We start from the raw sequence: 11,496 nt of genomic DNA, 5'->3' as shown, positions 1-11,496 counted from the left end.
TACGCCCACTGGAAGTGGCCTCCTACAATGGTGTGGAGCCTGATTATTGCGCTGGTGCCAATAGCGATTTGTAGGAGGGAGCTTCAGCTCGCGAAGATTAAAGCACCTAGCCAGCCGAACCTAAGGGGTGCCTGCGGCACCCTTCGCCCACTGGAAGTGGCCTCCTACAATGGTGTGGAGCCTGATTATTGCGCGGTGCCAATAGCGATTTGTTGGAAGAAGCTTTAGCTCGCGATTGTTTTTAAGGCGCTTCACTGCCCATCATTTCAATTAGCCGTTCGTCGCTTGGCATGCCCTGAATGCGATCAATACGGATGGTGCCATTCTCTGCTTCACGCTGAAAAGCGCTGGTTGGGGTGGCATACAAACCAAGCTCTTCAAACAGTTGGTTATTGGCATACACTTGCTCTTCAATCTCACGCGGTTGGGCGCTGGCCGCTACTTCATCGCCGCGATTGTGGGCGTGCAAGGCAGCAGAAGGGTTATCAGCGCCGAGAATGGTGGCGGCTTTACCTGGGCTGTCAGGCGCTAAAATCCCTACCATGACATGACGCAGCTGTACGTCACCGGCATCTACCCAGGGGCGAACGTTCTGCCACAGCTGGCGGCAATAGGGGCAGTTGGCATCAGTGAACGTATAGATCACCCGCGGTGCATTGACATCGCCATCCTGTATCCAATGGCTTTCGCCTAATAGTTGCCAGGTTTCTGCCTCAAGAGGGGCGCGCACATGCTCGTCTAACTGTGCTTCAGTAAGGTCATTGCCTTCGCCGTCCATCAGCGTGCCCACGATGGCATGTTCACCATCAGGCGTAAGGTAAATCGCCATGTCTTGGCCCTGTACGCTGGCACCATAGCCGCGTAATCCGCCGGGGGCATCAAACTGGCCATGAATTTCCAAACCCTGGTCAGCTAGTGCTTGAACGGGGGCGGGTAGGTCATCGGCATAGCTAATAGACGTGCCCCAAAGGCCTGCGAGAAGGAATATTCCGGTTACGATAGGTTGACGATTTAAGTGCATAACAGCGTCCTGATTAAGTAATAAACGACATCGAAATAAATACAGGAGTGACTCAGTAAAAGAACCGCCTAGCGCAAGCGCTCCAAACCACGTTGCAACGTGGCGCTGGAAAGCTCACCAAAGTGCGTATTGACCAATTGGCCATTGGCATCGTAATAGAGCGTAGTTGGCATGGCGTGGGCACCGGTCGCCTGGCCAACTGCATTGCGAGGGTCTAGCCACACATTGTCTAGCGCGAACCCGTGTTCGTCCATAAAGGCTTCAATGTGTGCTGGCGTTTCACCTTGATTGACGAACACAAAGGTAATCCCAGTTTCACGCTGTTGTGCTTCCTCAAAGACCGGCATCTCGCGAATACAGGGCGGGCACCAGGTGGCCCAAAGGTTGACCACCATGGGCTGCTGGCTGGTTTGCGACATTTGCGGTAAGTTGATGTGCTCGCCTTCTCGAGTGATCAGTGCCACATCGGGCAGTGGGCGTGACTGATGATCCATCAGCAGTGCGCTACCCGCGCTTAACCCCCACGTCAGGCCGCCCACCAGTAGCGCGCCGCTGAGGGGCATGCGCTGGCGGGGTGAACGCCATAGCGCCCAACCGGCATAGGCAAGACCGATAACAATACCGCCGACAACATCAAAACCGCCATCCCGAATGTCCAGGCGGTCGAGCAGACCATCATATTCACCCCAGTAACGCACCACGAAGATCAGGCGCGCCCCTATCAAGGCGAAAAATAACAGCGTGAATAGCGTATCGCTCACGGGAACTCGGTGGCGACGACCCAGCAATGCACCGGCCAGCAGTGCCAATAGAAAAGCCAAGCCAATCAATAGCTGGTGGATACTAAAGCCCATCGGTCCAAGGGCGATACTCTGTTGCAGCATAAGCAAACATAATCCCGGAAATAGTGATGTAGTGAGAGTATCTCAATACAACATTATTTGGGGATTATATGTGACGCCACTGGGGCGTTATGCCGCAGCGTGTTGTGCTTAATAGAGCCAGACATGCTGCCTGCGTTAGCTGGGGGTCACCAGCCAGCGTATTGCATAAGGGGGCAGTGCTCCTTCCGCTACCCAGGGGTTGCTGGGGTCAAGCGCTTGCCAGGCATGTTTTTCCAGCGCTTGGGTAACGGCCTCTCCGGCGTTCTCTAACGGAAGCGGCAGGTCGGTGACGTTGTAGAGAGCTAACAGGCGGCGTCCATCGTGCAGCGGGCCACGCTCCACCGCCAGCAGTTCCGGCGCAGAGTCCAGCACCCGTTGAGCGGCGGTGGGGTGAAAGCAGGGTTCTTGACGGCGCTGCTCCAGCAGCCGATTTAGCGCGTGAAAAACATCGTGGGTGGGAGTAGAGGGGCTGTCTAGCAGTAAATCTAACTCACTACGCTGCCAGCGCCGACGGTTAATTGAGCGCAGGCGTCCGCTGCGCTCAACGCCTTCCACATCGTTAAGCGTGCCCGTTAGCGTATGGATGTAGAGCGCAGGAATACCTTGCAAGCTGAGCATAATCGCCTGGCTACATAGAAAGCGGGCGATCTGCCACGGGTCTGGCCCACGACGGGTACCGCGCATGGCTTCGAACCAAGTGATATTGATTTCGTAGGGTGTGTCGCTACCGTCAGGGTTGCTGCGCATACTAACGAAGCCGCCGAACTTGTGCATTAGCTCCAGCAACGCATCTCTTTCGTGATCAGGCAGTAAGCCTTCCAGCGGGCGTACGCCAATGCCGTCGTGACTGGCGGTGAAGTTTAGATAGGTGCAGTGCTCAGGCAACACAGGCAGGCTGGAAAGCCAGCTTTGCAGAGTACTGGCTTCACCTCGGGTGAGGGTGTGCAGCAACAGGGGGGGAAGGGCAAACTGATACACCATATGGGCTTCGTCGGGGGGGCCTTCCGGGAGCCGGTTTAAGCCAAAATAGCTGATATTTTCCTGATGGGGCACATTGGTTTCGGTAATCAGTAGGGTGCCAGGGGCCACATGATCCACAATCGCCCTCAGCAGCCGCACCACAGTGTGGGTTTCTGGCAGGTGAATACAGGGTGTGCCCAGCCGTTTCCATAAAAACGCCACTGCATCCAAACGCACAATCCGCGTGCCTTGTTCAAGGTAGAACAGCAAGATGCCTACGAATTCCAGCAGTACATCCGGGTTCTCAAAATTTAAATCAAGCTGGTCTTCAGAAAACGTAGCCCACAGGTAACGGGTGCCGCGCCGGGTAGAAATGGGCACTAGTAATGGGCTGCTGCGCGGGCGCACCACCTGAGAGACATCGGTCTCAGGAGCGGCTTCGATAAAGTAGTCGCGACCGGGCAGGCTGCCGCTCAGGTAATCGACGAACCAGAGTGATTCCCGCGAGACATGGTTGAGTACCAGATCGGCCATTAAATCGTAATGTCCGGCAAGCTCACGGATATGTGACCAATCACCTAATTCAGTATTAACTTCGCGATAATGGATGACTGAGAAACCGTCGTCGCTGCTCCACGGGAAGAAGGGCAGCACGTGTACACCACTGATGTGATCCCCCAGGCGGCTTTGTAAAAAGTCACTCAAAACGGCTAATGGCGCCACGCCCTCTTCAATAATCGAGTCGCCATAGGTGATCACCCACTGATCTTTTTCGCTCCATGAGGGTGCATTATTGTCGGTAGCAGTGATGGGGGTGGACGAAAATGGAGCAAGTGACAGAAAATGCTCAAGGTGCTGATTTAAACGCCGTTGTACTTCGCCTGCCCGCGACCCATACAGGTGGGTAAGGTAGTGGTGAACCGTTTGTTCGAAGGGGGGCATAGGAGGCTCCTGATAAACAATCTGCCACAAACGCTGCAGCTTGTGTGCCAAATCGTTACAATACGAGGTAGATACCGCGTTTAAATGTTAAGCAATAGTAGCTTTTGGCACTTATGGCTGCTTTAAATGCCATTAATAGCACACACTAACGATAGGTTATAACACGCTAATTCGTGCGGCTTGCCGACACGGGCTGACAACAGGTTGACCGCCATGCATTGCCCATTTTGTGGTGCAAACGATACTCGAGTGACGGATTCGCGATTGGTAGCCGATGGCGACCAAGTGCGACGCCGTCGCCAGTGCGCAAGCTGCCAAGAGCGCTTTACGACATACGAAACTGCTGAGCTAGTGATGCCGCGGGTGGTGAAGTCCGACGGTTCACGCGAAACCTTCAACGAAGCCAAGCTACGGGCGGGCATGCTACGCGCGCTTGAAAAACGCCCGGTCAGCGCTGAAGCCATTGAAGCGGCAGTAGAACGCATTCGTCAAACATTACGAGCGCGAGGGGATCGTGAAATCAATGCCCGCGATATCGGTGAGTCGGTCATGTATGCGCTGAAAACCCTCGATCATGTCGCTTATATTCGGTTTGCCTCGGTATATCGTAAATTTCAAGATTTAGACGAGTTTCGAGCAGAAATAGACCGGCTCTCTCAAGAGCCGACTCAAGAGCCTTCTCAAAAGAGCGGGCCGCTATAATATGAGTGCTGAGTTTAGCCAAGCCGACCACCGCTTTATGGCGCGGGCGCTGCAACTAGCCAAAAAAGGGTTGTACACCACGGACCCTAACCCTCGGGTAGGCTGTGTCATCGTGCGCGATGAGCAAATTGTCGGAGAAGGCTTCCATGTGCGGGCCGGTGAACCTCACGCAGAAATCCACGCCTTACATGCTGCGGGAGCCCTCGCCCAAGGGGCAACGGCTTACGTTACCCTTGAGCCTTGTTCGCATACTGGGCGCACCGGCCCCTGCGCATTAGCGCTGGTGGCAGCCAAGGTATCGCGAGTAGTCATCGCGATGGTAGACCCTAACCCTCAAGTCAGTGGCCACGGCATACAGCTGTTGGAAGAAGGGGGTATCGAGGTTGCCGTTGGCTTGCTAGAGAGCGATGCCCGGGGACTAAATCCTGGGTTTATTGCTCGCATGACCGATCAGCGCCCCTTTGTGCGTTTAAAAATGGCAATGAGTTTAGATGGCCGCACCGCCATGGGATCTGGGGAGTCACAGTGGATTACCGGGCCAGAGGCACGCTACCAAGTTCAACGGCTGCGGGCGCGATCTAGCGCGATATTAAGCGGTGTAGAATCGATGATTATGGACGATTCACGGCTTACTTTGCGTGCTGAGCAACTAAAGCTGGATAACGCCGATGACGTCGTTCGTCGCCAGCCCCTGCGGGTGATTTTAGATACCCGGCTGCGCTTACCCCTCGCGGCTGCCTGTTTGAGCGAGCCAGGGCGCACCCTGGTGATCACCACGCCAGCCCACTCGGCTGAAAAGCGCGCCCGGCTAACCCAAGCGGGGGCAGAAGTGTTGGTATTGCCTGCCGGTAGTGATGGGCGTATTGATCTTGCCCTCATGCTGCAGTGGCTAGCTGAAAACGAACAGGTGAATGAGCTGTTGGTAGAAACGGGCGCGACCTTGGCGGGCGCCATGCTGGATGCAGAGCTGATCGATGAGTTGCAACTGTTTGTCGCGCCCACTCTGTTAGGCGGTGAAGCACGGCCACTATTTGCACTCCCTGGGCTGTCTCGCATGGCCGATCAACGGCGTTTAACCATTCATGATATGCGGGCGGTGGGGAGTGATTGGCGCATTATCGCCTCTCCTCAGGCGACTAGCGCATCTAGCGCATTGAGCGAGAGCAAGGTACCCTGACGCGCGAAATTGTCTCTGCTTAACGCGATAATCTTTTGTTACTACCGTTCATGATGACAACACTTATTGGAGATTCCATGGCGCACTCCTCATCGAGAGGCTTAGCCCCTATCGCCGAACTGGTAGAAGATATTCGCCAGGGCAAAATGGTGATTCTCATGGACGATGAGGATCGCGAAAACGAAGGCGATATCATCATGGCCGCTGAAAAAGTGCAGGCCGAGCATATCAACTTTATGGCACGTTTTGCCCGTGGCCTTATCTGTATGCCCATGACCCGGGCCCGCTGTGAGCAGCTTAATCTGCCGCTTATGGTACGTGATAACGGCTCTGGTTTTGGAACCAAGTTCACTCTGTCGATTGAGGCAACGGTAGGCGTCACTACGGGGATTTCCGCCGCAGACCGAGCGCGCACCGTACAAGCGGCGGTAGCGGCGCATGCCAAACCGTCTGATATCGTGCAGCCAGGGCATATTTTTCCGCTAATGGCAGAGCCGGGTGGCGTGTTGCGTCGGGCAGGGCATACCGAAGCAGCCTGTGATCTAGCCGCACTAGCAGGGTTTGATCCGAGTGGCGTAATCTGTGAAATCATGAACGATGATGGCAGCATGGCGCGTCGACCTGAGCTTGAGGCGTTTGCCCTAGAGCACGATATTAAAATCGGTACTATTGCGGATTTGATTCACTACCGCATCGTCAATGAACAGACCGTGGATCACCTGGAAGCGTCATCGGTGATGACTTCCCATGGTGAACTGACGCTGCACGTATTCCGTGATCGTATCCAAGGTGCCCATCATTTGGCACTTGTGAACGGTCAGCCTACGCCGGAAAGCCCGACCACGGTACGTGTACACCTTACCGATACGCTGCGTGATGTTATGGGCTTGATGAAAGGTGATCAGTGCCGATGGGATGCCCATCGCGCGCTTGAAGAAATTGCCGGTTCCGCCCCTGGTGTCTTTGTACTGATTGATGACGGACGCCCCCATCAGGATTTAAAAGATCAGCTTGATATCTTCTTGGATCGCGTGCGCCAGCCGCGCAGCAGTGATTCTGACGGTGCCGGTAACTATTTAACCATCGGCACCGGTTCGCAGATATTGCGCTATTTGGGCGTCGGTAAAATGCGATTACTTAGTTCGCCGTGGAAATTCTCAGCGCTATCCGGCTTTGATTTAGAAGTCGTCGAGCGTCTGGGGCCCAATGACACGGCCTATGAGCCAACTTCTCAGCAGGAATAAATAGATGCACTCGCTCTCTCAAGTTGAAGGTACGTTTGTTGATGTCGATGGTCGCTACGTCATTGTGGTCGGTCGTTTTAACCACCATGTGGTGGACAGCCTTGTGGAAGGTGCCATCGACAGTCTGACCCGTCATGGTGTCGACGCCGAGCATATTCACATTGTGCATGTGCCGGGTGCCTGGGAACTTCCGCTTGCGGTTAAGCGCGTGCTGAAGGTGATGAAACCTGATGCAGTGATTGCGCTGGGCGCGGTGATTCGTGGCGGTACACCTCATTTTGAGTATGTGGCAGGTGGCTGTAATACGGCTATTAACCATTTGCAGCTTGAGTTTGAAACGCCCATTGCCAACGGTGTGTTGACCGTTGAAAGCATTGAGCAAGCCATTGAGCGTGCGGGCACTAAAGCGGGTAATAAAGGCACTGAAGCCGCGATGGCTGCGATGGAAATGGTCTCTTTGCTGCGCGCGCTGGGAGACGCACAATGAGCGAGCGTAAACCTTCGGCTGCCCAGCAGAGTCGCCACGCAGCACGTGAATTAACCGTGCAAGGGCTTTATCAGTGGCATATGACGGGTAAATCCATCACCACTATTGAAGCTGAGTTTCGTAGTCAGGTCGCCGATGATGACTTGGAAGATCATGAAAACTGGGTAAAAGTGATGGAAATCGCCGATAAGGCGCTGTTCCATGAGCTTTTACACAACACGGTGCGTTACAAAGCAGAGCTAGATCGCGATATTTCTCCGCTGCTGGACCGCCGCTTAGAAGATCTCGATGCAATTGAACTAGCAATCCTCAGATTAGGTGCTTACGAGCTATCCCGTCGTATGGAAGTACCCTATCGTGTAGTGATTAACGAAGGCGTTGAGCTGGCAAAGTCATTTGGCGCCACCGATGGCCATAAATACGTGAACGGCATTCTCGATAAACTGGCGATCCGCCTGCGAAGTGCCGAGGTCAGCGCTCGCCGTCTCTGAACGCGAGCGATATGGCGATGCGTTTAAGGGGCCTTTGTGCTTGCCGAATTTGATTTGATCCGACGCTATTTTATGTCATCGCAGGAGGCGATGACTGCGTCAAATGGCGTCACACTAGGATGTGGAGACGACGCCACGCTACTGGTGCCGCAAGCGGGACAACAGCTAGCCGTAAGCGTCGATACGTCAGTCGTCGATGTACACTTTCCCTATGATGCCCCAGCGTTTGCAGTGGGTCATCGTGCATTGGCTGTTGCGCTGAGCGATTTGGCTGCCATGGGAGCGGCTTCACGCTGGTGCTTAATGGCACTCACCTTTGATCAGCGCCCGTTTGCCAATGATGAGGCGACTCACGCTTGGCTAGCAGACTATGCGCGCGGATTTCACTCACTTAGGCAGCAGCATGCCACCACGCTGGTAGGCGGTGATGTCACCTCTGGCGCACTATCCATTGGCGTTACTGTGATGGGCGAAGTGCCGGTAGCTGAAGCGTTAACCCGTAGTGGTGCCCAAGCGGGGGATCTGATTGCAGTCACCGGCGCGTTAGGGGGAGGGGCAGGTGGACTGGCACTCTGGAAGCTGGGTGAGCGGGACTTAGCTCATCCACTGCTGCGCCGATATCTACTACCTGAACCGCGCTTGGCGGCTGGTATCGCTCTGCGCGGGTTAGCGTCTGCAGCATTGGATATTTCCGACGGCCTGTTAGCGGATTTGGGCCATTTGCGTGAAGCCTCCCAGGTCGGCGCAGTGCTAGAGTTAGCGGCACTGCCATTGGCGGAAGAGTTAGAGCGTCAGTTGGGCCATAAAGCGGCTCAGCAGGCTGCACTTTCGGGGGGAGATGACTACGAGCTGCTCATCACACTAGCGCCTGAAAAACTAACAAAAGCGCAGCAGCGTCTAGCGCAGTTAGGCCTAAACTTAACCGTTATTGGGCAGTGCAGAGAGGCACTAGGCATTAGCGGCGCGGGTATTGATGAGCAAGGTAGCTACGCGGGCTGGCAGCATTTTAACGGGGAAGCGCCATGAATCGTGCACCGAAAAGTGTCTGGCGTCGCCCAACACATTTTTTTGCCTTTGGTTTAGGCAGTGGTACGGTGCCCTGGGCACCTGGAACTTTTGGCACCCTAGCCGCCATACCCTTCTATTGGATGATGGCGGATTTACCCCTGGGGTGGTATTTAAGTATTTGTTTTGTCGCCTTTATCGTTGGCGTTTGGCTATGTGATAGAACATCACACGATCTAGGGGTTCACGACCACTCAGGAATCGTGTGGGATGAATTTGTCGGTTACTGGCTGACCATGGCAGCCGTGCCCTTTTCATGGGAAGCTGCGCTATGGGGGTTTATTGTCTTTCGCATCTTCGATGTCTTTAAACCCTGGCCAATACGCTGGGCTGACCGCCGGGTGGCGGGTGGGTTTGGCATTATGATCGATGATGTGATGGCCGGCGTTTATGCCTGGAGTACCATGCATCTATGGTTCTGGCTGCATTAGGCTGTGTGGTAAGTGGTAAGTGGTAAGTGGTAAGTGGTAAGTGGTGAGTTGTGGGTATAAATTAGTCGTAACTGATATTTTTTTGGTGCATTGGCTACAAGGCGTTAATTCCAAGGAGATGGCATGCGCAAGGAACGTCTGATTGTCCCTACCTTGGCGATTATCGCCGTTGTATGGATGGCAGCGCAGCTCCTCTCAAGCGTTCTTTTTGAGCGTAGCCTGCGCCAAGCATTAGAAGACCTGGAAGCACGCGGCGAGTGGCGCGTTAACCGCACAGAGAGCAGCCAAGGGTGGTTAAGCTCCCAAGGCAGGCTCATTCTATCGCCTCTATTAGGACGCCCATGGCGCCTTGAGCTGACCTACAATGCTCGCCACGGGATTTTAAGTACCGACGTGGAAGGCACTGTGCTACCCCGTCTGGATACCGTATTGCAGCAGGCCGTGGGTGAAGTCACCGCACCGTCTGTACCACGCTGGCAAGGCCGCTATCACACCCTGAGCGGCCGTAGCGAATTACGCCTCGCCTTAGCACCCTTCGTGATTCAGCAAAATGGTCGAGAGCTCGCCGTCCGTGGTGGTCGTATGCGCTTAGAAGGCGTATTCGGTGACTGGCGCTTGCGTGCGCTATTGGACCAACTCACGCTTACCGATGGCATGGCCCAACTTTCCCTTGGGCCAACGGTGCTTGAAAGCCGCTATACCTATATTGATGATGCTTATCACTTCGCCCAGCGCGATCACCTGCATATCGAAACGCTGCAGTTGAACTATCCCTCTTATGATATGCAACTTTCACCTTTAGACCTGCATAGCTACATGGTGTTAGATGAGAGCGAGCTGCGCCTGAAAGGAGAGTTAACGGTTGGTGATGTCATGGTGCCTTCTGAAGCCCCCGACACACCACTGCTTAATGGCCGCATTGAAATGGAGCTTTCCCGTTTGAACGCCGATGCGGTTCGTCATGTGATTAGTCGTTTGCGCCAGGAAGCCGCCTGGGGAGATGCAAGCCTACCTGTAGCGGAAGGTCTACTTGCTCGCCTAGAGCCAGATCTGCGTAAAATTCTTAGTGACTCCCCCCGTTTAGATGTGATGACCGTCGATATTGAAAGCCCCTTATTGGGTATTCGGCTGGATGCTGACGGCGCGCTATTCTTCGATGCCCGTCGGTTAGACGAACTCAGCGTGGTCAGTTTGGGTCAAGCAAAGGAGCGTGCTAAATGGTTCGAGCGCATTGATGGTGACTTCACATGGCACGAGGCACCGACTGTTGCTGCGCTATGGCTCGGCTTGCCGCTTGGTACTCGCGAGCTGCAGTTTGATGTAGTGCGCGGCATATGGCGAGTGAATGGGCGGCCTATGCCCGAGCTATGGCCCTGAGTATAATTGCCAATAAGTGGCATTCGGCACTGTGCATTTAGCAAGCTTCGTTCCATTGCAGGAGGCCACTTCCAGTGGGCGAAGGGTGCCGCAGGCACCCCTTAGGTTAGGTTGGCTGGAAGCTTAACCCTTCGCGAGCTGAAGCTCCCTCCTATAAATCGCTATTGGCACCAGCGCAATAATCAAGCACCGTACCATTGTAGGAGGCCACTTCCAGTGGGCGAAGGGTGCCGCAGGCACCCCTTAGGTTCGGCTGGCTAGGTGCTTAAATCTTCGCGAGCTGAGGCTCCCTCCTACAAATCGCTATTGGCACCAGTGCAATAATCAAGCACCGTACCATTGTAGGAGGCCACTTCCAGTGGGCGAAGTGTGCCGAAGGTGCCCCTTAGATTAAGCGGGCTAGGCGCCCAAATCTTCGCGAGCTGAAGCTCCCTCCTACAAATCGCTATTGGCACCAGTGCAATAATCAAGCACCGTACCATTGTAGGAGGCCACTTCCAGTGGGCGAAGGGTGCCGCAGGCGCCCCTTAGGTTAATCGGGCTAGGTGCTTAAATCTTCGCGAGCTGAAGCTCCCTCCTACAAATCGCTATTGGCACCAGTGCAATAATCAGGCTCCACACCATTGTAGGAGGCCACTTCCAGTGGGCGAAGGGTGCCGCAGGCGCCCCTTAGGTTAATCGGGCTAGGTGCTTAAATCTTCGCGAGCTGAAGCTC

General features: G+C 54.7%; 12 protein-coding genes. 9 read left to right on the top strand and 3 right to left on the bottom strand.

The genetic code is table 11. The annotated features are described in order from the left end of the window. Positions 1 to 228 (top strand): hypothetical protein (locus tag ACQKE4_RS14910; RefSeq protein ID WP_427389151.1); only part of this gene is annotated, 228 nt, incomplete at its 5' end. Between the two features lie 13 nt (positions 229 to 241). Here the strand turns inward: ACQKE4_RS14910 and dsbG are convergent. The 3 genes from dsbG to ACQKE4_RS14895 all read right to left on the bottom strand — a co-directional run bounded on the left by dsbG (position 242) and on the right by ACQKE4_RS14895 (position 3,807). Continuing rightward, a complete protein-coding gene (gene dsbG, locus ACQKE4_RS14905) occupies positions 242 to 1,021 on the bottom strand; it encodes a thiol:disulfide interchange protein DsbG (protein ID WP_427389150.1) in 780 nt (259 codons plus the stop codon). Positions 1,022 to 1,089: 68 nt separating this feature from the next. Then, on the bottom strand, positions 1,090 to 1,905 hold the full coding sequence (locus tag ACQKE4_RS14900) for a prolipoprotein diacylglyceryl transferase family protein (protein ID WP_427389149.1): 816 nt from the start codon (positions 1,903 to 1,905) through the stop codon (positions 1,090 to 1,092). A gap of 135 nt (positions 1,906 to 2,040) precedes the next feature. Then, entirely contained in the window at positions 2,041 to 3,807 is a 1,767-nt protein-coding gene (locus tag ACQKE4_RS14895; RefSeq protein WP_427389148.1) for a sugar phosphorylase, read from the bottom strand. 213 nt (positions 3,808 to 4,020) lie between these two features. Here ACQKE4_RS14895 and nrdR point away from each other — a divergent pair, with 213 nt between their 5' ends. The 8 genes from nrdR to ACQKE4_RS14855 all read left to right on the top strand — a co-directional run bounded on the left by nrdR (position 4,021) and on the right by ACQKE4_RS14855 (position 10,781). Beyond that, positions 4,021 to 4,509 (top strand): transcriptional regulator NrdR, encoded by a 489-nt coding sequence (nrdR, locus tag ACQKE4_RS14890; protein WP_427389147.1) that lies wholly within the window; start codon positions 4,021 to 4,023, stop codon positions 4,507 to 4,509. Between the two features lies 1 nt (position 4,510). Then, on the top strand, positions 4,511 to 5,686 hold the full coding sequence (ribD, locus tag ACQKE4_RS14885) for a bifunctional diaminohydroxyphosphoribosylaminopyrimidine deaminase/5-amino-6-(5-phosphoribosylamino)uracil reductase RibD (RefSeq protein WP_427389146.1): 1,176 nt from the start codon (positions 4,511 to 4,513) through the stop codon (positions 5,684 to 5,686). A 77-nt stretch (positions 5,687 to 5,763) separates the two neighbouring features. After that, positions 5,764 to 6,930, top strand: a complete 1,167-nt coding sequence (gene ribBA, locus ACQKE4_RS14880; protein ID WP_427389145.1) for a bifunctional 3,4-dihydroxy-2-butanone-4-phosphate synthase/GTP cyclohydrolase II — start codon at positions 5,764 to 5,766, stop codon at positions 6,928 to 6,930. Between the two features lie 4 nt (positions 6,931 to 6,934). Continuing rightward, entirely contained in the window at positions 6,935 to 7,417 is a 483-nt protein-coding gene (gene ribH, locus ACQKE4_RS14875; protein ID WP_427389144.1) for a 6,7-dimethyl-8-ribityllumazine synthase, read from the top strand. After that, positions 7,414 to 7,908: a transcription antitermination factor NusB gene (nusB, locus tag ACQKE4_RS14870; RefSeq protein WP_427389143.1), complete on the top strand. Its 495-nt coding sequence runs from the start codon at positions 7,414 to 7,416 to the stop codon at positions 7,906 to 7,908. The genes ribH and nusB overlap by 4 nt, the downstream gene beginning before the upstream one ends. Before the next feature lie 36 nt (positions 7,909 to 7,944). Next, positions 7,945 to 8,934 (top strand): thiamine-phosphate kinase, encoded by a 990-nt coding sequence (gene thiL / locus ACQKE4_RS14865; protein WP_427389142.1) that lies wholly within the window; start codon positions 7,945 to 7,947, stop codon positions 8,932 to 8,934. Then, positions 8,931 to 9,404, top strand: a complete 474-nt coding sequence (locus ACQKE4_RS14860; RefSeq protein WP_290832247.1) for a phosphatidylglycerophosphatase A family protein — start codon at positions 8,931 to 8,933, stop codon at positions 9,402 to 9,404. The genes thiL and ACQKE4_RS14860 overlap by 4 nt, the downstream gene beginning before the upstream one ends. 123 nt (positions 9,405 to 9,527) lie before the next feature. Continuing rightward, entirely contained in the window at positions 9,528 to 10,781 is a 1,254-nt protein-coding gene (locus tag ACQKE4_RS14855; protein ID WP_427389141.1) for a DUF945 family protein, read from the top strand. Positions 10,782 to 11,496: the final 715 nt, after the last annotated feature.

This window comes from Halomonas sp. NPDC076908 (assembly GCF_050269715.1).
GTDB lineage: Bacteria > Pseudomonadota > Gammaproteobacteria > Pseudomonadales > Halomonadaceae > Vreelandella.
The sequence above is the reverse complement of the archived record's forward strand: the minus strand, read 5'-3'. Positions and strand labels throughout refer to the sequence as shown.